This window comes from Oryzihumus leptocrescens, assembly GCF_006716205.1.
GTDB classification, from domain to species: Bacteria; Actinomycetota; Actinomycetes; order Actinomycetales; family Dermatophilaceae; genus Oryzihumus; species Oryzihumus leptocrescens.
In genome coordinates this window covers 2,743,286-2,765,056 of sequence record NZ_VFOQ01000001.1, presented here as the reverse complement: position 1 = coordinate 2,765,056, position 21,771 = coordinate 2,743,286, and the positions used below count along the sequence as shown (strand labels likewise).

26 protein-coding genes and 2 tRNA genes are annotated in these 21,771 nt (G+C 73.0%); 14 read left to right on the top strand and 14 right to left on the bottom strand.

All coding sequences use genetic code 11. The features are described from left to right. The first annotated feature begins 118 nt into the window (after positions 1–118). Complete coding sequence (locus tag FB474_RS12975; RefSeq protein ID WP_141789032.1) at positions 119–376, top strand: PspC domain-containing protein; 258 nt, start codon at positions 119–121, stop codon at positions 374–376. A gap of 126 nt (positions 377–502) precedes the next feature. Here the strand turns inward: FB474_RS12975 and FB474_RS12970 are convergent, their stop codons facing one another. From FB474_RS12970 to FB474_RS12960, 3 genes are all read right to left on the bottom strand, one after another. Continuing rightward, the gene (locus tag FB474_RS12970; RefSeq protein WP_141789031.1) at positions 503–1,012 is read right to left on the bottom strand and encodes a holocytochrome c-type synthase; all 510 of its coding nucleotides are present in this window, start codon (positions 1,010–1,012) and stop codon (positions 503–505) included. Positions 1,013–1,205: 193 nt separating this feature from the next. Further along, positions 1,206–2,018: a glycoside hydrolase family 16 protein gene (locus FB474_RS12965; RefSeq protein ID WP_141789030.1), complete on the bottom strand. Its 813-nt coding sequence runs from the start codon at positions 2,016–2,018 to the stop codon at positions 1,206–1,208. A gap of 96 nt (positions 2,019–2,114) precedes the next feature. After that, a complete protein-coding gene (locus FB474_RS12960) occupies positions 2,115–2,987 on the bottom strand; it encodes a hypothetical protein (protein ID WP_141789029.1) in 873 nt (290 codons plus the stop codon). Between the two features lie 96 nt (positions 2,988–3,083). Between FB474_RS12960 and FB474_RS12955 the strand changes: the two genes are divergently transcribed. Continuing rightward, positions 3,084–3,476, top strand: a complete 393-nt coding sequence (locus tag FB474_RS12955) for a VOC family protein (RefSeq protein ID WP_141789028.1) — start codon at positions 3,084–3,086, stop codon at positions 3,474–3,476. Here the strand turns inward: FB474_RS12955 and FB474_RS12950 are convergent. Beyond that, the gene (locus tag FB474_RS12950; protein ID WP_141789978.1) at positions 3,452–4,330 is read right to left on the bottom strand and encodes a 3-methyladenine DNA glycosylase; all 879 of its coding nucleotides are present in this window, start codon (positions 4,328–4,330) and stop codon (positions 3,452–3,454) included. The two genes, FB474_RS12955 and FB474_RS12950, sit on opposite strands and share 25 nt — an antisense overlap. A gap of 55 nt (positions 4,331–4,385) precedes the next feature. Here FB474_RS12950 and FB474_RS12945 point away from each other — a divergent pair, with 55 nt between their 5' ends. The 5 genes from FB474_RS12945 to FB474_RS12925 all read left to right on the top strand — a co-directional run bounded on the left by FB474_RS12945 (position 4,386) and on the right by FB474_RS12925 (position 7,765). Next, positions 4,386–5,165 (top strand): fumarylacetoacetate hydrolase family protein, encoded by a 780-nt coding sequence (locus tag FB474_RS12945; RefSeq protein WP_141789027.1) that lies wholly within the window; start codon positions 4,386–4,388, stop codon positions 5,163–5,165. 42 nt (positions 5,166–5,207) lie between these two features. Next, a complete protein-coding gene (gene gltX / locus FB474_RS12940; protein ID WP_141789026.1) occupies positions 5,208–6,695 on the top strand; it encodes a glutamate--tRNA ligase in 1,488 nt (495 codons plus the stop codon). A gap of 5 nt (positions 6,696–6,700) precedes the next feature. Further along, on the top strand, positions 6,701–7,450 hold the full coding sequence (locus FB474_RS12935) for an HAD family hydrolase (RefSeq protein WP_185746157.1): 750 nt from the start codon (positions 6,701–6,703) through the stop codon (positions 7,448–7,450). Between the two features lie 59 nt (positions 7,451–7,509). Next, positions 7,510–7,581, top strand: a tRNA-Gln gene (locus FB474_RS12930). A 111-nt stretch (positions 7,582–7,692) separates the two neighbouring features. Then, a tRNA-Glu gene (locus FB474_RS12925) sits at positions 7,693–7,765 on the top strand. A gap of 134 nt (positions 7,766–7,899) precedes the next feature. On the opposite strand, the gene FB474_RS12920 is transcribed toward FB474_RS12925, so the two are convergent. Further along, complete coding sequence (locus FB474_RS12920; RefSeq protein WP_141789024.1) at positions 7,900–8,511, bottom strand: MerR family transcriptional regulator; 612 nt, start codon at positions 8,509–8,511, stop codon at positions 7,900–7,902. 70 nt (positions 8,512–8,581) lie between these two features. Between FB474_RS12920 and FB474_RS12915 the strand changes: the two genes are divergently transcribed. Further along, entirely contained in the window at positions 8,582–9,118 is a 537-nt protein-coding gene (locus FB474_RS12915; protein WP_141789023.1) for a DUF4188 domain-containing protein, read from the top strand. Here FB474_RS12915 and FB474_RS12910 read toward each other — a convergent pair. From FB474_RS12910 to FB474_RS12900, 3 genes are read right to left on the bottom strand one after another with little or no spacing between them, the layout of a single operon-like run. Then, the gene (locus FB474_RS12910; protein ID WP_185746156.1) at positions 9,089–9,682 is read right to left on the bottom strand and encodes an undecaprenyl diphosphate synthase family protein; all 594 of its coding nucleotides are present in this window, start codon (positions 9,680–9,682) and stop codon (positions 9,089–9,091) included. The two genes, FB474_RS12915 and FB474_RS12910, sit on opposite strands and share 30 nt — an antisense overlap. A 52-nt stretch (positions 9,683–9,734) precedes the next feature. After that, positions 9,735–10,265, bottom strand: coding sequence for a GNAT family N-acetyltransferase (locus tag FB474_RS12905; RefSeq protein ID WP_141789021.1), 531 nt, complete (start codon positions 10,263–10,265; stop codon positions 9,735–9,737). 56 nt (positions 10,266–10,321) lie between these two features. Next, a complete protein-coding gene (locus tag FB474_RS12900) occupies positions 10,322–11,071 on the bottom strand; it encodes an IclR family transcriptional regulator (RefSeq protein ID WP_141789020.1) in 750 nt (249 codons plus the stop codon). Positions 11,072–11,191: 120 nt separating this feature from the next. Between FB474_RS12900 and leuC the strand changes: the two genes are divergently transcribed. The 3 genes from leuC (at position 11,192) to FB474_RS12885 (ending at position 14,268) form a co-directional block, all read left to right on the top strand. After that, the gene (leuC, locus tag FB474_RS12895; protein ID WP_141789019.1) at positions 11,192–12,589 is read left to right on the top strand and encodes a 3-isopropylmalate dehydratase large subunit; all 1,398 of its coding nucleotides are present in this window, start codon (positions 11,192–11,194) and stop codon (positions 12,587–12,589) included. Positions 12,590–12,599: 10 nt separating this feature from the next. Further along, a complete protein-coding gene (gene leuD / locus FB474_RS12890; protein ID WP_141789018.1) occupies positions 12,600–13,205 on the top strand; it encodes a 3-isopropylmalate dehydratase small subunit in 606 nt (201 codons plus the stop codon). Positions 13,206–13,509: 304 nt separating this feature from the next. Beyond that, complete coding sequence (locus FB474_RS12885; protein WP_141789017.1) at positions 13,510–14,268, top strand: HU family DNA-binding protein; 759 nt, start codon at positions 13,510–13,512, stop codon at positions 14,266–14,268. A 73-nt stretch (positions 14,269–14,341) separates the two neighbouring features. On the opposite strand, the gene FB474_RS12880 is transcribed toward FB474_RS12885, so the two are convergent. The 3 genes from FB474_RS12880 to cofC form a co-directional block, all read right to left on the bottom strand. Further along, positions 14,342–15,739, bottom strand: a complete 1,398-nt coding sequence (locus FB474_RS12880; RefSeq protein ID WP_141789016.1) for an MFS transporter — start codon at positions 15,737–15,739, stop codon at positions 14,342–14,344. 169 nt (positions 15,740–15,908) lie between these two features. Then, entirely contained in the window at positions 15,909–16,121 is a 213-nt protein-coding gene (locus tag FB474_RS12875; protein WP_141789015.1) for a hypothetical protein, read from the bottom strand. A gap of 10 nt (positions 16,122–16,131) precedes the next feature. Continuing rightward, on the bottom strand, positions 16,132–16,767 hold the full coding sequence (gene cofC / locus FB474_RS12870) for a 2-phospho-L-lactate guanylyltransferase (RefSeq protein WP_141789014.1): 636 nt from the start codon (positions 16,765–16,767) through the stop codon (positions 16,132–16,134). 179 nt (positions 16,768–16,946) lie between these two features. Here cofC and FB474_RS12865 point away from each other — a divergent pair, with 179 nt between their 5' ends. Then, complete coding sequence (locus FB474_RS12865; RefSeq protein WP_246092171.1) at positions 16,947–17,663, top strand: lysophospholipid acyltransferase family protein; 717 nt, start codon at positions 16,947–16,949, stop codon at positions 17,661–17,663. Then, on the top strand, positions 17,660–18,661 hold the full coding sequence (locus FB474_RS12860; protein ID WP_141789012.1) for an NAD(P)H-dependent glycerol-3-phosphate dehydrogenase: 1,002 nt from the start codon (positions 17,660–17,662) through the stop codon (positions 18,659–18,661). Before FB474_RS12865 ends, FB474_RS12860 begins: the two co-directional genes overlap by 4 nt. Positions 18,662–18,664: 3 nt before the next feature. Here FB474_RS12860 and FB474_RS12855 read toward each other — a convergent pair whose 3' ends face one another. Next, positions 18,665–19,750, bottom strand: coding sequence for a trans-sulfuration enzyme family protein (locus FB474_RS12855; RefSeq protein ID WP_141789011.1), 1,086 nt, complete (start codon positions 19,748–19,750; stop codon positions 18,665–18,667). 73 nt (positions 19,751–19,823) lie between these two features. Here FB474_RS12855 and FB474_RS12850 point away from each other — a divergent pair, with 73 nt between their 5' ends. After that, entirely contained in the window at positions 19,824–20,972 is a 1,149-nt protein-coding gene (locus FB474_RS12850; protein WP_141789010.1) for a D-alanine--D-alanine ligase family protein, read from the top strand. Positions 20,973–20,985: 13 nt separating this feature from the next. Here the strand turns inward: FB474_RS12850 and FB474_RS12845 are convergent, their stop codons facing one another. Together FB474_RS12845 and FB474_RS12840 are read right to left on the bottom strand one after the other, a co-directional pair. Continuing rightward, positions 20,986–21,414 (bottom strand): DUF3515 family protein, encoded by a 429-nt coding sequence (locus tag FB474_RS12845; protein WP_342778128.1) that lies wholly within the window; start codon positions 21,412–21,414, stop codon positions 20,986–20,988. 71 nt (positions 21,415–21,485) lie between these two features. Beyond that, positions 21,486–21,719: an Lrp/AsnC family transcriptional regulator gene (locus FB474_RS12840; protein WP_141789977.1), complete on the bottom strand. Its 234-nt coding sequence runs from the start codon at positions 21,717–21,719 to the stop codon at positions 21,486–21,488. Between the last annotated feature and the right edge of the window lie 52 nt (positions 21,720–21,771).

The following is a 21,771-nucleotide window of genomic DNA, read 5'->3' as shown; positions in this document are numbered from 1 at the left end:
AGGGTCGGGTCGGGGTCGGCTCAGGGGCGCTCCTGATGTCGCGCCGGCGCCGGCGGACGCACTCTGGAGCAGTCAGGGAAGGTCCCCGACACCAGCTGAGAAGGAAGTGCGTCACGCCATGAACGACATCCACCAGAGCTTCGTCCGGCAGGGCCTGGTCCGGCCCCGGGAGGGACGAGTGCTCGGCGGTGTCTGCGCCGGCCTCGGCCGCCGGTTCGGCATCGCGCCGTGGCCGGCCCGGCTCCTGTTCGTCCTGCTGCTCCTGGTCATCCCGGGCAGCCAGATCCTGATCTACCCCATCCTGTGGATCCTCATGCCCTCGGAGGAGCAGGTCATGGTGCGACCGCCCCAGGACCCGCCGGCTGCTGCCGCCTGACCCGTCGGAGGTGGGGTGGACCGCAACCGCCACGAGCGCCCGTGCCACGACGGCACGGGCGCTCGTCGGCCCCGGCGACGGGATCACCTGCGCCGACCCCGGGAAGCGGCCGGGCCCAGCGACGACCTAGGCGCCTGTCAGGGCACGCAGCCGGTCGGTCAGGCGCATGGCGGCAGGGTCGCCGGGCGGCGACCAGCGGCGGCCGAACGCTGAGGCGACGCCGTGACAGCCGGTGCGCTCCACGACCACCTGGAGAGCGCGCCCGGTGGCGGCGTAGACGAAGTACAGGACATCGCGCTCCCCGGTGTCGGCACCGCAGTTCATGGTGCCCCCGGGCGGCTCGGGTAGGGCGTTGACGAGCCTGGCGAGTGCCGCCCCGTCCGTACGCGCCGACTTGGGCGCGGGGCTGCCCGGCGCGGGCGGGTTGTATCCCGGGTAGGGGCAGACGAGGACCGTGGCGGGGTGCCCGGGCACCATGACGGAACCGTCGCTCGTGTCGGCGCCGGACCGGTCCGGGGGCGTCGTGGCCGGACACGCCGCCGGCGCAGGCCGGGTCGAGGATGCGAGCTGCGAGGCCGACACGGACGTCGCTGTGGTGCCGCAGCCGGCCAGCGCGACGACAGTGGCAGCTAGCACCTGCACCGCCGTGGTGCGCCGCCGCTCACCGCGGCTGGAGGCGCTGGTGAGTGACGCGTGCCGGCGCCGCCCGGGCCCGCGGTGGTGTCGTGCCAACGGTCCCCCTCCGCAGCCTGATCCCGACCCCCGTCGGGTGGCTCAGTGTGGCACCCGCCAGCCGCCCCGCACCGTGGTGTTGCCGGAAGTCAGGCGGTCACTTCTTCTTGAAGACCCTGATGTAGTCGATGGCCACGGACTGCGGCACCCGCACCGGGGGCGAGATGACGGTCGACACGGCCAGGTTGGCGATGAGGTAGTGCGGGTGGGTGGCCGACTGGGCGGCCGACCCCTGCGACACGCCGTCGAAGTAGAAGGTCAGGTGGCCCGGCTCCCAGTCGACGCCGAAGGTGTGCCAGCCGGAGGGGGTCCGCGGCATCGTCTGGCGCCACGCAGGGGACTGGTGGGACGACTCCTTCGTGTAGTTGTCGTAGTGGTAGACCCACGGGACGTCGCCGTCCAGGCACTCCATCACGTCCACCTCCTCGATGGGGTTGCCGTCGTACCCGTTGAGCCAGAACGCGGGCCAGTCGGTGCAGGCCCCCGACGCCGCGTGCGGCAGGAACATCCGCGCCTCGGCGTAGCCGTAGGTGAACTGGAAGGTGTTGCGCGTGTTGACCAGGCCGGAGGCGTACTGCCACCCCAGGCAGGAGCGCGCGACGACGGTCAGGTGCAACGCGCCCCCGGACACGGCGACCTGGTGCGGGTCGTAGCAGGACAGCTCCGCGGTGTTGACCGGCGGGGTGCTCATCGTGTTGTTCACACCCAGCCAGTTCGGCTGCCACCTGTGCTGGTCGACGCTGCTGCCGCCGAACTCGTCGGCCCAGGCCAGGGTCCAGCCCCCGGGAGGACCGTGCGGGACGACCCCGACAGGCGTGGCTCCCGTCGCGGTCGGCACCTTCGCCGGCCCGAAGATCGCCAGGGCGGTCACCGCCACCGCGGTGATGGCCAGACGGACGATGTTCCTCATCGGGCTCCCCCTCCTGGACGGCAGCGGGGCACGTGTGCAGGCTACGCCGCGCCTGCGTGCCCTCGGAAGCACCGGACCGGCAGGTCTCGCCGGGCCTCAGGCCAGTCCCGCGGCCCGACGCACCGACGCGGCGAGCCGCTCCGGCTCGGCGACCGTCAGCGTCAGGTTGGGGTGGCGCAGCAGTGGCAGCGGGCCGCGCACAGGGGCGTGGAGGTCCAGGCAGACCCCGCGCGCGTAGGTCGTCCCGAAGGTCAGCCCCCGGTCGGCGAGGGACAGGCGGATCCCGATCCCGCGATACCAGTGGTAGGGCCCGGTGACGCTCACGTCGCGGACGTCGTGCGGGTGAACCGAGACCGACCACGGACCCAGGCAGGCGAGGACCCGGTCCGGCGCGACGGTGACGTGCGAGGTCGTGGGGGTGGCTCCGACGGCGGCCAGCACCAGCCGGAACCGCGGGTCGAAGTCGAACCCGAACTGCTCCACCCCCGGGAGCGCGCCGGTGGCCTCGAGGTCGTCCGGCACCGCCGCCTCCAGAGCCGCCGCGCTCGCGCGGTCGAACCCGCCCGACCCCTTCCACCACACCCGCCCCGACCGGTCGACCAGGCACACGGTGATGGTCTCGCGGTCCTCGATCCCGAGGGCGGCCGTCACCCGGCGCACGTCGGTGTAGACGGTGAGCGTCCGCCGCCGCACGGCCCGGTCCGGGATCGCCGCCGCCATGCCCCCGTCGATCGCCGCGCGGCCCGGCGCCCAGTGCAGGGCGAGGACCGGCAGCTCGACCACCCGCAGGCGGGAGTCCATGGCCATCCGCGCCTCAAGCCACGGCACCCACGAGTCGACCAGCGCCTGGTGGGACCGGCGGAAGGCCACGAGCACCACGGTCAGCTCACCGGGGAGGCCGGCCGGGAGCGCGACCTCTCGTCCGTCGAGGTCCCGGGCGGTCAGCTGTGGGAAGGTCGCCGCGTCCATCACCCCACCGTAGGTTCGCCGGCTGTGGCCCGCCTCCGCCACGCGCCAGGAGCAGCTCGGGTGGTGCCGCCGGCCACCGCGTGCCAGCGTGGGCGCATGCCGCTGCGGACGACGAAGACCTGGTTCGGCGTGGTCCTGGACACCAGGGACGCCCGGGCGCTGGCCCGCTTCTACGCCGACCTGCTCGGCTGGCAGGTCTTCACGGACGAACCGGGCTGGGCCACCGTCGCCCCCTCGAAGGGCGCGGGCTACAACCTCGGCTTCCAGAGCGACGCGGGCTACGTGCGGCCGGTCTGGCCGGCGGGGGAGGGCGACCCGCAGATGTCGATGCACCTCGACCTGGAGGTCGACGACCTCGACGAGGCCGTGGCCTACGCGCTGAGCGTCGGCGCCGAGCTGGCGCAGTTCCAGCCCCAGGAGACCGTCCGGGTCCTGCTCGACCCGGCCGGCCACCCGTTCTGCCTCTACGTCGACGACACGTCGGACTGACCGGGCTCCGCCAGCACCGCGTCGCACACGTCCACCAGCCGCCGACGCAGCCCCTGGGCCCGGGCGGCGAACTCCCGCTGCGCGGCGACGTACTCCTGCTTGCCCTCGGTCGTCTCGATCCGCACCGGCTCGAAGCCGAGGTCGGACAGGTCGTACGGCGCGGCCCGCATGTCCAGCGCGCGCACCTCCCGGGCGAGGTCGAAGCAGTCCGCGACCAGGTCGCTCGGGACGACCGGCGTGAGCTTGTAGGCCCACTTGTAGAGGTCCATGTTCGCGTGCAGGCACCCCGGCTGCTCCAGCACCGGCTGGGTATCGCGCGTGGGCGCCAGCGCGTTCAGCGGCCGGGCCGGGGGCGTGAAGAACCGGAACGCGTCGAAGTGGGAGCACCGGACCTGGTGCGCCTCGACGACCTCGTCGGTGCCCGACGCCCCCAGCCGCAGCGGCCAGTCGGCGTGGCGCACCTGCTCGGGAGTGAGCCGGTAGACCATCGCCCACTCGTGCAGCCCGAAGCAGCCCAGGTGCGCGGGTCGGGAGGCCGTGGCCGCCAGCAGGTCCCGGACGAAGCGCACCGTGTCGCCGCGGGCCGCCAGGAAGGCGGGCACGTCCACGCAGGCCAGCCCACCGGCATACCGGTAGAACTTCCAGTCGGCGCGGCCTTGCGCGCCGCGCAGCCCGACCCCGGCGCCAGGGTGCCACCGGCGCAGCTGCGCCGGCCGGTGCGAGTAGTAGGTCCACAGGAAGTCGTTGACCGGGTGCTTGCGTCCCTCGTGGCGTCGCTCCAGGTGGTCGGCGGTGGCCGCGTCGACGCGCTCGTGGTGTGCCGACTCCCGGGCGCGCCACTGCGCCTGCTCCATCACCTGCCCGACCACGGGAGTCAAGGGTACGTGGCGCCACCGGTAGCCTCGGCACGTGCGCATCGCGAGATACACGACAGGTGAGGACCCGACCTTCGGCGTCATCGAGGGCGAGCCGGGGCGGGAGGTGGTCCTGGAGATCCAGGGCGACCCGATGTACCAGGCGGTCGTCTTCACGGGCAACCGCGTCCCGCTCGAGGACGTGCGGCTGCTGGCGCCGATCATCCCGCGCAGCAAGGTGATCGGGATCGGCAAGAACTACGCCGACCACGCCGCCGAGATGGGCAGCGAGCCGCCGGCCGAGCCCCTGATGTTCCTCATCCCCAACACCGCCGTCGTCGGCCCCGGCGACCCCGTGGTCATGCCGCGGCAGAGCAGCAACGTGCACTACGAGGGCGAGCTCGCCGTCGTCATCGGCCGGATCTGCAAGGACATCAGCCCCGAGCAGGTCAAGGACGTCGTCTACGGCTACACCTGCGCCAACGACGTGACCGCCCGCGACCTGCAGAAGGCCGACGGGCAGTGGGCCCGCGCCAAGGGCTTCGACACCTTCTGCCCGCTCGGGCCGTGGATCCAGACCGAGCTCGACACCAGCGACCTGTCCCTGGTGACCCGCCTCGACGGCGAGGTCGTGCAGGACGGCACGACCGGCGACATGATCCATGACGTGGCGACGCTGGTCTCCTGGGCCTCGCAGGCGTTCACTCTGCTGCCCGGCGACGTGATCCTCACCGGCACCCCCGCGGGGGTCGGCCCGGTGGAGACGGGGCAGCGCGTCGAGGTCGAGATCGAGGGCATCGGCACCCTCTCCAACCCGTTCCTGCGCCGCGGCTGAGCGCCGGCGCCCTGCACCATCCCTACCTGGAATCGGACCATCATGAGTGAGACCCCCGCCCGTCCTGTCCGCACCCGCGTGGCGCCCTCCCCGACGGGCGACCCGCACGTCGGCACGGCCTACATGTCGCTGTTCAACCTCGGCTTCGCCCGCCAGCAGGGCGGCCAGTTCGTCCTGCGCATCGAGGACACCGACCGCGCCCGCTTCCGTGAGGACAGCGAGCAGCAGGTGTTCGACACGCTGCACTGGCTCGGGCTGACCTGGGACGAGGGGCCGGACATCGGCGGCCCGTTCGCGCCCTACCGCCAGTCCGAGCGGCTGGAGACCTACCAGCCGTATGTCGACCGGCTCCTGGCCGAGGGCAAGGCCTACTTCTGCTGGTGCTCCCAGGAGCGCCTGGCCGAGATGCGCGAGGCACAGCAGAAGGCCAAGCAGCCGACCGGCTACGACCGCCTCTGCCACGGCAGGACGCGCGAGGAGCGTTCTGCCCTTCCGGGGTTCACCGAGACGCCGGTGGTGCGGATGCTCATCCCCGACGACGTCGAGCTCACCTTCACCGACCTCATCCGCGGTCAGGTCAGCGCGCCGCGCCCCGACGACCAGGTCATCCTCAAGGCCGACGGCTTCCCGACCTACCACCTCGCCGTCGTCGTCGACGACCACGAGATGGGCATCACCCACGTGGTGCGTGGTGAGGAGTGGATCAGCTCCACGCCCAAGCACGTCCTGCTCTACCAGTGGCTCGGCCTGGAGGCGCCGGCGTTCGCGCACATGCCGCTGCTGCGCAACACCGACAAGTCCAAGATCAGCAAGCGCAAGAACCCCGCCGCGCGGCTGACGTGGTTCCAGGAGCAGGGCTACCTGCCCGAGGCGCTGGTCAACTTCCTCGCGCTGCTGGCCTACCCGCCGGCGCACGACGCCGAGGGCAACGAGGTCGAGGTCTTCGACTTCGCCGACTTCTCGGCCCGCTTCGACTGGTCCAAGGTCAACCCGGTCGGCCCGATCTTCGACCTCAAGAAGCTCGAGTGGCTCAACGGCGTCTACATCCGTGAGCTCGCCCTGGATGACCTCGCCGGCCGCCTGCGCCCCTACCTCGAGCGCGACGGCGTGCTGCCGGCCGAGCCGACCGCCGAGCAGCTGGAGCGCCTCCGCGCCGTCACCGAGCTGATCCAGACGCGGATGGCGCTGCTGTCCGAGGCCACCGCCCTGGTCGCCCCGTTCTACGCCGCCGACGACGCGCTCGAGGTCGCCGACGACGCCCGGGCCCAGCTCAAGGACGACGCCGGCGACGTGCTCGACGCCGGCACCAAGGCACTGGAGGCCGTGGGGGAGTGGAAGGCCGCCGACCTCGAGGCCGCCCTGCGTGCCGCGCTCGTGGACGGCCTGGGCCTCAAGCCGAAGTTCGCCTTCGGTCCGCTGCGCACCGCCGTGTCGGGCCAGCGGATCAGCCCGCCGCTGTTCGAGTCCATGGAGATCCTCGGTCGCGAGTCGACTCTGGCCCGGCTGCGCCGCCTGCGCGCCTCGCTCTGACGCGCGTGGTCGCCGTCCTGCTCGACCTCGACGACACCCTCGTCGACAGCACCGCTGCGATGATCGCGGCGGGCAGGACGGCGGCCGCCGCGCTGTGGCCGCAGGCCGGTCCGGACCTGCACGAGGCCGCGGCCCGGCGCTTCCGGGCCGACCCGCGTGGCCTGTTCGGCGCCTACACCCGCGGCGAGCTGGACTTCTCGGCGATGCGCCGTGCCCGCGTGACCGACCTGGCCGAGCACCTGGGGCTGGACCAGATCGACGACGCCCACGGCCGGTTCGAGGCCGCCTATGCGCCGGCCTTCGCCGACCACCTGCGCGCCTTCGACGACGTCACCTCGCTGCTGCGGCGTGCCGAGCGGCACGGCTGGCCGGTGGGGGTGCTCACCAACTCCGGCGCGGCCTACACCGCGGAGAAGCTGCGCCTCGCAGGGCTGGAGGACCGCTTCGAGGTCGTCGTGACCACCGACGACCTCGGCTACGGCAAGCCGGACCCGCGCGTCTTCGCTCACGCCTGCTCGCTGCTGGGCAGCGAGCCCGCGGTCACGGCATACGTGGGGGACGACCCGGTGGTGGACGCGCACGGGGCTCGCTCAGCGGGCCTGTATGCCGTGTGGCTGGCCCGCGGGGGCGTCCGGTACGCGCGCACCGCCGTGGGGCACGGGTGGGACGGCCCGCGGGTCTCCTCGCTGGCCGAGGTGGGCCCGCTGCTGGCGGCGCGGCAGGCCGATTTGGGAACCGGGGCAGGCGCCCGGTAATGTTCACCCCCGGATCGCGGTCCGGAAGCCCCTCGGGGAAGCCGGCCGGGATACCCCCTTGGGGTATGGTGTAATTGGCAGCACGACTGATTCTGGTTCAGTTAGTCTAGGTTCGAGTCCTGGTACCCCAGCGCTGTTGTCCGGTCGGAGACGGTCGGACGCGATTCGGAGAAATCCTGACCATTCGGTAAGGTTTCCACCGGTTGCAGAGCGCGGAAGCGTGAAGGACAGCAACCAGCTAGGGCCCCGTTGTGTAGCGGCCTAGCACGCCGCCCTCTCAAGGCGGTAGCGCGGGTTCGAATCCCGTCGGGGCTACTCGCAGAAGGCGATCCCCGCCCTGGTCATCAGGGCGGGGATCGCCTTTTTCGTGCCCTCGTGACCCCGCCGAGAGGGACGTTCCTCGGGTCTGGGGGCAGGTCAAGCCTGACGAACGTCCCTTTCGGGAGGATCTACGACGGTGTGCGGCTGCTGACGTCCTCCTGGGCCAGCCGGCGCAGGGCCAGCAGCACGGGGTCGAGCAGCACCGTGCCGACCACCACGTGCCGCAGGGCCGCGGCCGCCGAGTCGCGGGGCACGCCGCGGACGTCGACCTCGGCGACCTTGTGCATCGCCCGGGCGTAGGCCGTCAGGTCGCGTGCGGGGACCTCGAGCCCGCCTGCCGCCGCCGCGGCCAGCGCCCGTTCGAGCTCGGCCCGGGCCGGGGCGCAGATGCCGACGTGCCAGCCCAGGGCGTCCACGAGTGCGGCGGCGGCCGTCGCGGCCGAACCCTCCGCGGGGGAGAGGGGGCCGCCGCTCAGTGCGCCGTGGGCGACCCCGAGCAGGTCGTGCCGGGCCGGTGGAGGGGTGTCCAGGGCGTCGGTGACCCGCCGGGCGGCGGCCACGGACAGGCCGCCGCTGTCGAGCAGCGCGCGGATGAGGCGGACCCGCTCGAGGTGCGACTCGTCATACGTCGCGGTGGTCGCGCTGGTGGCCAGGCCGGCGTGCAGCAGCCCCTCGCGCAGGTAGTACTTCAGCGTCGCCACGGACACGCCGCTGCGCGCCGAGAGCTCCGAGATCCGCATGGTCAACCTCCTTGACACTGGATAGTAGCGCTATCCACTATTGGAGAGTTGCACTATCCAAGGAGGGCTCATGGTCCAGGTCCACACCGAGCGCGTCACCCACGAGCACGACGGCGGGATCGCGGTGTTCCTCATCGGGATGCGCCTCACCCAGCCGTGGCGGGTCGACGCCTGGCTGCCGGTCGTCACAGCCATGCCGCGGATGATCCGCGAGCTCTACCAGGCCAAGGCGGCCGCGGCGCGCGGTGAGGGGGAGGACCTCGGCTTCCTCGAGGCGCGCAGCCTCGTCGGTGCCGGCGGGCCGACCGTGGTGCAGTACTGGCGCAGCGTCGAGGACATCTACCGCTACGCCTCCGCGCCCGACCACGCCCACCGGCCGGCGTGGCAGGCGTTCAACGCCCGTGCCCGCAGGGCATCCGGTGCGGTGGGGATCTGGCACGAGACCTTCGCGGTCCCCGCGGGCGGGCACGAGAGCCTCTACCTCGGCGTCCCGACCATGGGGCTGGCGAAGGCGACCGCGGTCGTGCCCGTGGCCCGGCGTGGCCACACGGCGCGCGAACGCCTGGCCGCCGGCGGCTCAGCCGGCGCGGCCGACCTCGGTGCGTGACCACTCCAGCAGCGCCTCGGCCAGCTCCCGCTCGGTCAGGCCGAGGGGCAGCGGAGGCGTGAGCACGAGGTCGGCGGCGTCCAGCGCCGGTGCCGGCTCCCCGGGGTGGCCGATCGAGACGGTGAGCTGGTGCTGCCGGCTCCGGGTGAGCGCGGCGGCCAGCCGCAGGGCCGCGATGGTGTAGGTCGGGAGCCGGCTGACGTCCCCGGCGACCTCGAGCCGCCAGCTCTCGCCGGGTCCGGCCACGGTGTCGGCGACGACCGCCTCGACCAGGCCGCGCAGGTAGCCGACCTGTCCACCCTGGCCCCGGCGCAGCACGCCCGCGGTGACCACATGGACCACCAGGTGGTCGATGTCCCACTCCTCGCACCAGTAGAGCAGGTCGTCCGCGTGGGCGGCGCCGGCGCTGTGACCCGCACCGGCGTCGAGGGGCTCGCGCGAGGTCGCCCGCAGGTCGCTGCAGTCGAGCACGAGGCCCAGCCGCTGTGGTCGCTCGCCGTCCCGCAGGGCGCGTCGGATGCGGGCCACCCGGGCCCGGTCCAGCAGGTCGGCGACGGCGCTCACGCGGCGAAGGGTACCCAGCGGGCTTGGGTGCGCCGCTGCCAGTGCTCTGCGGTCATTGGCCCCCAGTTGTCGCCAGCCAGTAGCGGCGCTTGCCGGCGCGCACGTCCTCGAGCCGCCCACCGCCCCGCTCGATGACCAGCCGGGAGGCGGTGTTGTCCTCGTCGCAGGTCAGCAGGGCCGGGTCGATGCCGAGGTCGTGGGCCACCGCCAGGGCCAGCCGGAGCGCGGCGCTCGCGTGGCCGCGGCGGCGGGCGGACGGCCGCACGGCATACCCGATGTGGCCGCCCACCTCGAGCAGGAACGGCGTCAGGGAGTGCCGGATGGAGAGGCGGCCGAGCATCTGCTCGCCGTCGACCACCCACAGGACCGTGTCGGGCACGTGGTCGGCGGGGCGCGGGGTCTCGGGCAGGGCCCTGGCCAGCAGCTCGCGCACGTATGACGCGAAGCCCGCCTCGCCCTGAAGGGTCTCCAGCGGGTGGCGGCCCAGGTCGAGGAAGCCGCCGTTGCCCTCCGCCTCGAGCTCGCGTGCGGTGTCGAGGAAGGAGCGGTGGTAGCGCACGTGCGGCCGGACGAGCTCGGTCATGTCGGCATGGTGACCGGCTCCTCCGGCCGCACGCGACCGGTTATCCGGGTGGCTGCTCAGGCGCCCTGCTGCTGGGCCGCCTGCTGGGCGGCGTGGGCCCGCCGCAGGACCTCGGTGAGCTTGTTGGCCCCGGCCACGACGGTCGCGGCGTGCAGCCGGCCGGGCTGGCGGGAGACGCGCTCGATCGGGCCGGAGATGGACACGGCGGCGACGACCCGGCCCGACGGCCCGCGGACCGGGGCGGACACCGAGGCGACACCGGGCTCGCGCTCGCCGACGCTCTGGGCCCAGCCGCGGCGGCGCACGCCGGACAGCGTGGTGGCGGTGAACTTGGCGCCCTGGAGCCCGCGGTGCAGCCGGTCCGGCTCCTCCCAGGCGAGCAGCACCTGGGCGGCCGAGCCGGCCAGCATCGAGAGGCTGGCGCCGACCGGGATGGAGTCGCGCAGGCCCATCGGGCGCTCGGCGGCGGCGACGCAGATGCGCTGGTCCCCCTGGCGGCGGAAGAGCTGGGCGCTCTCGTTGGTGTGGTCGCGCAGCGCCCCGAGCACCGGGCCCGCGGCCGCGAGCAGCCGGTCCTCGCCGGCGGCCGCGGCGAGCTCGCCCAGGCGCGGGCCGAGCACGAAGCGGCCCTGCATGTCACGGGTGACGAGTCGGTGGTGCTCGAGCGCGACGGCGAGCCGGTGGGCGGTGGGGCGGGCCAGGCCGGTGGCCCCCACGAGCTGCGCGAGGGTCGACGGCCCGGCCTCGAGGGCGCCCAGAACGATCGCGGCCTTGTCGAGAACGCCGACTCCGCTAGAGTTGTCCATGTCCTGATATTGCCGTCTCAGTGCCTGAGACGCAAGTTCGTGGGCCGGGAAAGTGCGTCAGCCTTCACGGAGCAGGCGCGCAGAGTGGCTCGCTGCACCCGTCAGACGGAGGTTGGTTCGATGGCAGGCACGTTGGCCGAGAAGGTCTGGGACGCGCACGTCGTGCGCCGGGCCGAGGGGGAGCCCGACCTCCTCTACATCGACCTCCACCTGCTCCACGAGGTCACCAGCCCCCAGGCCTTCGACGGGCTGCGGCTCGAGGGCCGCCCGGTGCGCCGCCCCGACCTCACCCTGGCCACCGAGGACCACAACGTCCCCACGACGCCCGGCCCCATCACCGACCCGGTCAGCCGCACCCAGGTCGAGACCCTGCGCCGCAACTGCGAGGAGTTCGGCGTCCGTCTCTACCCCATGGGTGACGTCGACCAGGGCATCGTCCACGTCGTCGGGCCGCAGCTCGGGCTCACCCAGCCCGGCATGACCATCGTCTGCGGCGACAGCCACACCTCCACCCACGGCGCGTTCGGAGCCCTCGCGTTCGGCATCGGCACCAGCGAGGTCGAGCACGTGCTCGCCACGCAGACGCTGCCGCTCAAGCCGTTCCGGACCCTGGCGGTGAACGTCGACGGCGAGCTGCCGGACGGCGTCACGGCCAAGGACATCGTGCTGGCCGTGATCGCGAAGATCGGCACCGGCGGCGGGCAGGGCTACGTCATCGAGTACCGCGGCTCGGCCATCGAGGCCCTGTCGATGGAGGCCCGGATGACGGTCTGCAACATGTCGATCGAGGCCGGCGCCCGCGCGGGCATGATCGCGCCGGACCAGACGACGTTCGACTACCTCCAGGGGCGCCCGCACGCCCCGACCGGGGCCGACTGGGACGCCGCCGTGGCCGACTGGTCGCGCCTGCGCAGCGACGACGACGCCGTCTTCGACCTCGAGGTGCACCTCGACGCCTCCACGCTGAGCCCCTTCGTCACGTGGGGCACCAACCCCGGCCAGGGCCTGCCGCTGTCGGCCCGCGTGCCCGACCCCGAGTCCTTCGGCGACGAGTCCGAGAAGGCCGCGGCGCAGCGTGCGCTGGACTACATGGGCCTGACCGCCGGCACGCCGCTGCGCGAGATCCGGGTCGACACGGTGTTCGTCGGCTCCTGCACCAACGGCCGGATCGAGGACCTGCGCGCCGCCGCGGGGATCCTCAAGGGCCGCAAGGTCGCCGACGGCGTGCGCGTGCTCGTCGTGCCCGGCTCGGCCAAGGTGCGGCTGCAGGCCGAGGCCGAGGGCCTGGACCGGGTGTTCACCGAGGCCGGCGCCGAGTGGCGCCTGGCCGGGTGCTCGATGTGCCTGGGCATGAACCCCGACCAGCTCGCGCCGGGGGAGCGCAGCGCCTCGACGTCCAACCGCAACTTCGAGGGCCGGCAGGGCAAGGGCGGGCGCACCCACCTGGTCAGCCCGCTGGTTGCGGCCGCCACCGCCCTGCGCGGCACGCTGTCGAGCCCCGCCGACCTGAGCGCCTGAGGAGACCGCCATGGAGCAGTTCACGACCCACACCGGCATCGGCGTCCCGCTGCGCCGCAGCAACGTCGACACCGACCAGATCATCCCGGCGGAGTACCTCAAGCGCGTCACCCGCACCGGCTTCGAGGACGGCCTCTTCGCCGCCTGGCGCCGCGACGAGACCTTCATCCTCAACAACCCCGCGTATGCCGCGGGGTCGGTCCTGGTGGCCGGGCCCGACTTCGGGACCGGCTCCTCCCGGGAGCACGCGGTGTGGGCCCTGATGAACTACGGCTTCCGCGTCGTCATCTCCTCGCGCTTCGCCGACATCTTCCGCGGCAACAGCGGCAAGCAGGGGCTGCTCACGGCCCAGGCCAGCCAGGACGACGTCGAGCTGCTGTGGAAGCTGCTGGAGAACGAGCCGGGGGCCGAGGTGACGGTGGACCTGCAGTCGCGCACCATCACCGCCAAGGACATCGTCGCGCCGTTCGAGGTCGACGACTACACGCGCTGGCGGCTGCTGGAGGGCCTGGACGACATCGGGCTCACCCTGCGCCACGAGGCCGAGGTGAGTGCCTTCGAGGCGACCCGACCGGCATACAAGCCGAGCACCCTGGCCGCCTCGACCGCCAGCTGAGCCGCAGGTCCCACTATCGCGAAATCCGTTCTGCCACAACACAACAACGGCCGTCGGCGCCCCCTCACCGGGGCGCCGAACTGCGTCCGGGGCGGAGTCGCGGAGTCGCCTCCGAGGGGTCTGCGCAGGTCAGGGGCGGTCTCGGCCCCTGTTCAAACACGTTGCGACACAACGAATCCGATGTTCCGTTTGTGGTGGACTCCACACTCCCGGAGGCCTAACGTCGTCTCCAAGTCGAGCACAGGCTCGGCCGCAGACCCGCCGGGCAAGGGGTCCGGCGCACATTTCCTCGGGAGGGGAAGACGTGAACAAGGGAGAACTGATCGACGCCCTTGAAGGGCGCCTCGGCAGCAAGAAGGCCGCGGCAGAAGCTCTCGAAGCGGTGCTCGACGTCATCATCCGGGCCGTCGCGAAGGGCGAGAAGGTCGGCATCACCGGCTTCGGCACCTTCGAGAAGGCGGCACGGGCCGCGCGCACGGGCCGCAACCCGCGCACGGGCGAGACGGTGAAGATCAAGAAGACCTCGGTGCCGAAGTTCAAGGCCGGCACCGCGTTCCGCACGGTCGTCGCCGACCCGCGCCAGCTGCCCAAGACCGCTGCGGCCGGCGCGCGTGCCGCTGCAGGCACGGCGGCCAAGGCCGGCACGGCGGTGGCCCGCAAGGCTGCCGGCGCGACCACCACCACCAAGGCCGCGGCCAGGAAGACGGCGACCAAGGCGGCTCCGGCGAAGAAGGCGGCCACCAAGACGGCCACCAAGGCCGCTCCGGCGAAGAAGGCCGCGACCAAGACGGCGACCAAGGCGGCTCCGGCCAAGAAGACGGCCACCAAGACCGCCACGAAGACGGCTCCGGCCAGGACGGCGGCGAAGTCGGCCACCACCAAGGCGGCTCCGGCGAAGAAGACGGCCACCAAGACCGCCACCAAGGCGGCCCCGGCCAAGAAGGCGCCCGCGAAGAAGGTCACCACGGCCCCGGCCACGAAGACGGCGGCCAAGAAGACCGCCACCAAGGCGGCCCCGGCCAGGAAGACCACGGCCCGGAAGGCACCGGCCAAGAAGGCCTGAGCACTCCAGCCCACACGACGGGGCCGGCACCTGCGGGTGCCGGCCCCGTCGTCGTCATGGCCAGGGGCAGGGGTCAGTGGGCTTCGGCGGCGGCCCGGCGGGGCAGCAGGGGCAGGCAGGTGAAGCACGCGGCGATGACCGCCAGCACGACGAGGAGGCTGCGGATCACGGCGTGGCCTGACCCGGTCGCGGACGTGCCGGCCAGGTAGGTCGTCGAGATCAACGCCGCACCGACGGAGCTGGCGAGCTGCTGGACGGCGTTGAGGGTGCCTGAGGCACTGCCCGCCTGCTCCTCCGAGACCTCTCCCAGCGCCACCGCGAACAGCGACCCGAAACAGCAGCCCATGCCGAGCCCGCACACGAACAGGGGACACACCAGCAGCCACAGGGAATGCGGGGCGTAGTGGACCGAGGCCGTGTACGCCAGGACGCCGAGGCCGACGAGCGCGAGCCCGGCGGTGACCAGGCGGCGGCCCAGCCGTTCGATGGAGCTGCGCACGGAGAACGAGGCGATGATGATCCCGAGCGACATCGGGGCCATGACCGCCGCGGTCGGCAGGGCCGCCAGCCCGAGTCCGTCCTGGAGGTACAGCGACGTCACGTAGAGCAGCCCCGCCGTCGCGGCGAAGAAGACCGACCCGACGACGAGACCCGCGACGAAGCTCACGTGGCGGAACAGCGAGGGTGTCAGCAGCGGGTTCCTGCTGCGCACCTGGTGGCGGACGAAGGCCAGCAGCAACACGAACCCGAGGGCGACCAGCGCGACCGCTCGGGTGCTCCAGGTGCCGCCGCTGCCGCTGATGAGTCCGCCGAGCAGGGCGCCCAGGCCACCCATCAGCAGCATCGACGCGGCGGGAGCGAGGACCACGTCCCGGTTGCCGGCCTGACGCGGCAGCAGCCGGGCCGCGCAGGCGAACAGGCCCACTCCGAGGACGACGTTGACGACGAAGATCGACCGCCAGCCGAGGTCGAAGGGGTTGGCGCGGATGAGCAGGGCGGCCAGGACGGGGCCGCTGATCGCGCTGACGCCGAGCAGGGGGCCGAACACGCCGAACACCGCGCCGAGCTCATCACGCGGGAAGGTGCGCAGGAGGATGCTGAAGCCCTGCGGGATGAGCAGGGCGCCGAAGGCTCCCTGCGCGATACGGGCGATGACGATGCCGACCGCGCCGGTGGCGAGGGCGCAGGCGAGCGAGGCCAGGGCGAACCCGGCCACGCCCAGGAGGAACAGCCGGCGCGTTCCGTACCGGTCACCCAGCCTTGCGCCGAGAACGAGGGAGGAGCCGAGGGCCAGCGCATAGCTGGCACCCAGCCACGGGGTCAGGCTGGCGGGGGCGGAGAGGTCCCGCACGATCGAGGGTGCGGCAATGTTCGTGACCGTGGTGCTGAGCAGGTCCAGGACGTCGGCGACCAGGACGGTGGCGAAGATCCACCAGCGGACGGGCCGTGAGGGGTAGGTGCTTCCGGGCATGCCAGAGCTCTCTTCGTGAGAGTCGTGACGAGCCTGTCGATGGCTCGTCGTGCTGGCCGGAGATCCCGACAGGCATCGCCGGAGGCGAGCCCTGCACCTTGCGAACGGCAGCGTAGCGGCGGCGGGCTGCCGGCCCAAGTCCTTTCGCGAAGGACGCCCGCTCCCGCTCTCAGCGGATGGGCTCTCCCTCGCCGATGCCGACGATCCACAGCCGGGTCAGGCGTTCCCCGTCGCTCGTGACGCTCAGCCGCTGCCCGGGACGGACGTGCCGCAGCCCGCTGGCGTCGAAGACCTCGGCGGCGAAGGGGACCTCCCGGCCGTCGTCGAGCAGCACGCTGCCCGCGCCGGTGGCGGGGTCGAAGCGGTGGACGCTGGCCTGCATGCGGCCAAGGCTAGTGCCGGCGCGAGGCCAGGACCTGCGCGGTGCGCGGGCCGACACCCAGGGACACCGCGCGCGCGAGGGCCACGTCGTCGTCCACGTCCGAGCGCAGGTGCGGCAGGTCCAGGTCCAGCCGGGTGTGGTCACGCTCGTGGGCGTTCGCCGACCCCGAGCCGAACCGCGGGTTGATCGACCCGCCCGCATGGGCGGCGAGCAGCACGGTCCCGGTGCCCTCGGCGTCCGGGACGAAGCTGCGCTCGTGCTCGCAGCAGGCGGCCAGCGCCCGGGCCAGGTCAACGGGCCGCAGGGTCGGCAGGTCGCCGAGCAGCACCGCGGTATGGCCCTCCCCGTGCCGCGCCTCCAGCGAGGCCAGGCCCGCGCGGACCGCGTCGTTGAGCCCCGAGCCGGGGTCGGCGGTGACGTCGACGTCGCGCTCGCGGGCCCAGCCGCGGGTGAGCTCGTCGGAGGTGACCACCAGGAGCCGGCCCACCGGCATACAGGCATGGACCGCGGCCAGGGTGTCGATCGCGAACGCGTGCGCGAGGTCGGAGCGGAGCACCCCCGCCGGCGGGTGCAGGCGGCTCTTGGCCGACAGCTGGCCCTTGACCGGCACGACGACGCGCCACCGCTGCTGCTCTCCCGTGCTCATCATGGTGATCGTCTCAGCACGGCCGGCCGCCTCGACACCGACCCACGCCGACCGGGAAGATGGCCGCGACGGCCGCAACGGGCGGACGCGGGAAGGGCGGATCACTGGTGCGGCGGAAACGACCTCGGAACAGGCTGCCCCTGGCCTACCGTTTCGCCGCGGGCCTGTTGCGCCCGTTGATGATGCTGCTGACCCGGCACGAGTGGCGCGGCGTCGAGAACCTCCCCGAGACGGGCGGGTTCGTCGTCAGCCCCAACCACCTGTCCTACATCGACCCGATCGCGTTCGCGCACTTCCTCTACGACAACGGCCACCCGCCCTACTTCCTGGCCAAGGAGGAGGTCTTCCGCATCCCGCTGATCGGCCGGCTGCTGCGCGCCGCCGACCAGATCCCCGTGTATCGCGGCTCCTCCCAGGCCATCGAGGCCTTCCGTGCCGCCGTGGTCGCCATCGAGGCGGGCAAGTGCGTGCCGATCTTCCCCGAGGGCACGCTGACCCGGGACCCCGGGATGTGGCCGATGACCGGTCGCACCGGGGCTGCGCGGGTGGCGCTGACCACCCACTGCCCCGTCATCCCGGTGGCGCAGTGGGGGCCCCAGGAGATCCTCGAGCCCTACGGCAAGCGCCCGCGGTTCTTCCCCCGCAAGACGATGCACGTGTGGGCCGGTCCCGCCGTGGACCTCAGCGACCTGTACGGTCAGCCCCTCGACCGGGCAACCCTGCGCGAGGCGACCGACCGCATCATGGACGCGATCACGGGGCTGCTGGAGCAGATCCGGGGCGAGCAGGCCCCGGCGCAGCGCTTCGACGTTCGCTCGTCCGGGCTGCCCGAGACCGGCAACCCCCGCCGGGCTCGACGTGAACCGCCCGCGGGGGCAGCAGGAGGACAGGCATGACGCGGGCCGCGGTGTTCACCGCCGGGAGCTGGGGCACGGCCTTCGCGGCGGTGCTCGGGGATGCGGGCACGACGGTGCGGATGTGGGCCCGGCGCCAGGAGGTCGTCGACCAGATCAACACCGAACGGGTCAACCGCGACTACCAGCCCGACCTGGTCCTGCCCGACAACGTCTCGGCCACCACCGACCCGGCCGAGGCCGTCGAGGGCGCCCAGATCGTGGTGCTGTCGGTGCCGTCCCAGAAGCTGCGCGAGAACCTCGTCCACTGGGCCGACCTCATCCCGCGTGACGCCGCCGTCGTCTCGCTGATGAAGGGCGTCGAGCTCGGCACCACCAAGCGGATGAGCGAGGTCATCGCCGAGGTCGGCAAGGTCGAGCCGGAGCGGATCGCCGTGCTCTCCGGCCCCAACCTCTCACCCGAGATCGCCGCCAAGCAGCCGGCGGCCAGTGTGGTGGCGTGCCTCGACCACGCCGTCGCCGAGATGGTCGCCGACGCCTGCGCCGCACCCTACTTCCGGCCCTACACCGCCACCGACGTCATCGGCACCGAGCTCGGCGGGGCGGTCAAGAACGTCGTCGCGCTGGCGGCCGGCATGGCCGAGGGCATGGGCATGGGCGACAACTCCAAGGCCTCGATCATCACCCGCGGCCTGGCCGAGACCACCCGGCTGGGCGTGGCGCTGGGCGCCGACCCGGCGACGTTCTCCGGCCTGGCGGGGGTCGGTGACCTCATCGCCACGTGCATGTCACCGCTGTCCCGCAACCGCACCTTCGGGGTCAACCTCGGCAAGGGGATGACCGTCGAGGAGGTCATCGCGGTGACGAAGCAGACCGCCGAGGGCGTGAAGTCCTGCGAGGCGATCCTCGACCTGGCCCGCCACCACGGCGTCGACGTGCCGATCATCGAGAACGTCGCCGCGGTCGTCCACGACGGGCGCACGCCCGAGGAGGTCGTGCGCGCCCTGATGGCCCGGCGGCTCAAGGCCGAGAAGCACTGACCCTCAGGCCTGGCGCAGCGCCCGGTCCAGGTCGCGCCACAGGTCCTCCACGTCCTCGACCCCGACGGACAGGCGCAGCAGGTTCTCCGGGACGGTCAACGGCTCGGTGCTGATCCGGCGGCGGCGCTCGACGAGGGACTCGACGCCACCCAGGCTCGTGGCGTGGGTCCACAGCCGCACCGCCGCGGACACCCGCTCGGCAGCCTCGGCGCCACCGCAGACCTCGATCGAGACGACGGCCCCGAACCCGGGGTAGCGCACCCGCTCGACCGCCGGGTGCCCGCCCAGCCGCTCGGCGAGCACCGCGGCGTTGGCCGTGGCCCGCTCCACCCGCAGGTGCATGGTGCGCATCCCGCGCAGTGCCAGCCAGGTCTCCACCGGGCCGGCGATCGCGCCGTGGATGAGGCGGTGGTGGGCCAGCCGATCCTGCAGCGCGCGCCCGCGCCCGGTGGGGGCCGTCACGGTGGCGCCGAGGACGACGTCGGAGTGGCCGGAGAGGAACTTGGTCACCGAGTGCATCACCACGTCTGCGCCGTCGGCGAGCGGCTGCTGCACCAGGGGCGTGGCGAAGGTGTTGTCGCACACCACGACCGCACCGCGCTCGTGCGCCGCGGCGACGAGCGCGGGGACGTCGGCGACCTCGAGCATCGGGTTGGTCGGGGACTCCACCCACAGCAGGTCGGCCCCGTCCAGCGCGGCCACCACGGCCGCGGTGTCGCTGATGTCCACCCGGCGCACCTCCAGGCGCCCCGCGTCGGCGAGGTCGCCCAGGATCGAGCCGGTCCCGTTGTACGCGTGGGTCGGCGCCACGACCACCCCGCGCTCGGGTGCCAGGGACAGCGCGGCCGCCACGGCCGCCATACCGGAGGCGAACACCAGCGCGGTGCCGCCCTCCAGCGCGCCGAGCGCGTCCTCGAAGGCGGTCCACGTCGGGTTGCCGGCACGCGCGTAGTTGACCTCGCCGTCGGCGACGTACGTCGAGGTGAGCTCCAGCGGGGCGTTGACGCCCGCGCCGGGCACGCGCGGCGGGCGTCCGGCGGAGACGAGCAGGGAGGCCGGGGCCAGGTCGTCGGGGTGAGTCGCGTCCACGCCCACACAGTAGGTCCAGGGCCGGGGTCGGGTGTGTCGGCGGCCGCATGCCGGGCGGTAGGGTCACTCCTCGATGAGCGCCTCCGACATCGTCCCCAGCACCCCGTCCACCGAGCCCCGCAAGCCGCGGGTCGCCGTCGTCTTCGGCGGCCGGTCCTCTGAGCACGCGGTCTCCTGCTCGACCGCCGCCGGCGTGCTGCGCGCGATCGACCGCGACACCTACGACGTGTTGCCGATCGGGATCGCCAAGGACGGCCGCTGGGTCCTGGCTGCCGACGACCCGGACCGCCTCGCGCTGACCCCCGGCCACACCCCCGAGGTCGACGACGCCGCGGACGGCGTGATCGTGCCGCTGAGCACCACCGACCGCAGCCTGGCCGTCCTCGAGCCCGGCCAGCCGCCGCGCGCGCTGGGCGACGTCGACGTGGTCCTGCCGCTGCTGCACGGCCCGTTCGGGGAGGACGGCACCCTGCAGGGGCTGCTCGAGCTCGCCGACATCCGCTACGTCGGCTCCGGGGTGCTGGCCTCGGCCGCGGGCATGGACAAGCACTACATGAAGGTCGTCCTCGCCGGGCACGGCCTGCCGGTCGGCCCCTACACGGTCATCACCGACAAGGCGTGGCGCCACGACCCGGCCGCAGCGCTGGACGCGGTGAGCTCGCTGGGGTTCCCCGTCTTCGTCAAGCCGGCGCGCGCCGGGTCGAGCATGGGCATCACCAAGGTCACCGCCAAGGAGGACCTCGAGGCCGCGATCGAGACCGCGCGCGAGCACGACCCCAAGGTCATCGTCGAGGCCGCCATCGTCGGCCGCGAGATCGAGTGCGGCGTGCTCGAGGGCCGCGACGGCGCCCCCACCCGCACCAGCGAGGTGGGCGAGGTCGAGGTCGTGCAGGGCCACGACTTCTACGACTTCGAGGCCAAGTACATCGCCGAGGAGGATGTCCAGCTCTCCTGCCCGGCCGACCTCCCGCCGGAGGTGTCCGACGAGGTGCGGCGCCTGGCGGCGGCCGCGTTCGACGCCTTCGGCTGCGAGGGCCTGGCGCGCGTCGACTGCTTCTGGACCAGTGGCGGCGACGTGGTCATCAACGAGATCAACACGCTGCCCGGCTTCACCCCGACGTCGATGTACCCGCGGATGTGGGCGGCCTCGGGCCTGGACTATCCCGCGCTGATCGACGAGCTGCTCCAGCTCGCCCTGTCGCGCCGCACCGGCCTGCGCTGAGCCGCCGTCAGCTTCAGCGGCAGCGGTGGCTGCCCTGCGGGATGGTCTGCGCGGCAGCGGTGAACGCCGGCAGCAGCAACGGCTCGGGGGCGTAGGCCGAGGGCACCAGCACCTCGATCGCGGGGGTGCGCCCGAACGTCGTGAAGCGCACGCCGTCGCTGAGCCGGTGGGCCACCCAGTCCACCCCGGACACGTCAATGCACTGGTCGGTCGTGGGCCCGGGCGGTGCCACGCCGCAGCGGGCGATCACGGCCGGGTCGCCCCAGGCGTGCACGGCGGCGGAGTCCGAGGTGGTGTCGACGGCCTTCTGGTTGCCGACCGTCGCCGGCCACTTCGCCGAGGCGGCGCGGCAGGCGGCCGACGAGGCCTCGGGCGCCGCGGTGACCTCCACGCCGCGGGAGCAGGCGGCCAGCAGGAGGACGAGCCCCAGCGCGGACAGCACTGCCGCACAACGCGTATGGCGGCCGGGTCGCCTCACGCGACCGGCCGCCATACGGGGGTGCTGCTCTGCGCTCAGACGTGCACGACCGTGCAGGTGAGGGTGCGGGTGATCCCCGCGACGTCCTGGATCTTGGCGATGACCAGCTTGCCGAGCTCGTCGACGTTGCGGGCCTCGACGCGCGCGATGACGTCGTAGGGGCCGGTGACGTCCTCGGCCAGCGTGACTCCGGAGATGCCGGCGATCGCCTCGGCGACGGTGGCAGCCTTGCCCACCTCGGTCTGGATCAGGATGTAGGCCTGGACCACCACGATGCCTCCAAGGGTTGGCCGGGGCGCACGCGCGCCCCGAGGAAACCGT

Coding starts and splice junctions, on each gene's coding strand:
- FB474_RS12975 (WP_141789032.1), top strand. CDS start 119: ATGAACGACATCCACCAGAGCTTCGTCCGGCAGGGCCTGGTCCGGCCC.
- FB474_RS12965 (WP_141789030.1), bottom strand. CDS start 2,018: ATGAGGAACATCGTCCGTCTGGCCATCACCGCGGTGGCGGTGACCGCC.
- FB474_RS12960 (WP_141789029.1), bottom strand. CDS start 2,987: ATGGACGCGGCGACCTTCCCACAGCTGACCGCCCGGGACCTCGACGGA.
- FB474_RS12955 (WP_141789028.1), top strand. CDS start 3,084: ATGCCGCTGCGGACGACGAAGACCTGGTTCGGCGTGGTCCTGGACACC.
- FB474_RS12950 (WP_141789978.1), bottom strand. CDS start 4,330: ATGGAGCAGGCGCAGTGGCGCGCCCGGGAGTCGGCACACCACGAGCGC.
- gltX (WP_141789026.1), top strand. CDS start 5,208: ATGAGTGAGACCCCCGCCCGTCCTGTCCGCACCCGCGTGGCGCCCTCC.
- FB474_RS12920 (WP_141789024.1), bottom strand. CDS start 8,511: ATGCGGATCTCGGAGCTCTCGGCGCGCAGCGGCGTGTCCGTGGCGACG.
- FB474_RS12915 (WP_141789023.1), top strand. CDS start 8,582: ATGGTCCAGGTCCACACCGAGCGCGTCACCCACGAGCACGACGGCGGG.
- FB474_RS12905 (WP_141789021.1), bottom strand. CDS start 10,265: ATGACCGAGCTCGTCCGGCCGCACGTGCGCTACCACCGCTCCTTCCTC.
- FB474_RS12900 (WP_141789020.1), bottom strand. CDS start 11,071: ATGGACAACTCTAGCGGAGTCGGCGTTCTCGACAAGGCCGCGATCGTT.
- leuC (WP_141789019.1), top strand. CDS start 11,192: ATGGCAGGCACGTTGGCCGAGAAGGTCTGGGACGCGCACGTCGTGCGC.
- leuD (WP_141789018.1), top strand. CDS start 12,600: ATGGAGCAGTTCACGACCCACACCGGCATCGGCGTCCCGCTGCGCCGC.
- FB474_RS12880 (WP_141789016.1), bottom strand. CDS start 15,739: ATGCCCGGAAGCACCTACCCCTCACGGCCCGTCCGCTGGTGGATCTTC.
- FB474_RS12875 (WP_141789015.1), bottom strand. CDS start 16,121: ATGCAGGCCAGCGTCCACCGCTTCGACCCCGCCACCGGCGCGGGCAGC.
- cofC (WP_141789014.1), bottom strand. CDS start 16,767: ATGAGCACGGGAGAGCAGCAGCGGTGGCGCGTCGTCGTGCCGGTCAAG.
- FB474_RS12865 (WP_246092171.1), top strand. CDS start 16,947: ATGATGCTGCTGACCCGGCACGAGTGGCGCGGCGTCGAGAACCTCCCC.
- FB474_RS12860 (WP_141789012.1), top strand. CDS start 17,660: ATGACGCGGGCCGCGGTGTTCACCGCCGGGAGCTGGGGCACGGCCTTC.
- FB474_RS12850 (WP_141789010.1), top strand. CDS start 19,824: ATGAGCGCCTCCGACATCGTCCCCAGCACCCCGTCCACCGAGCCCCGC.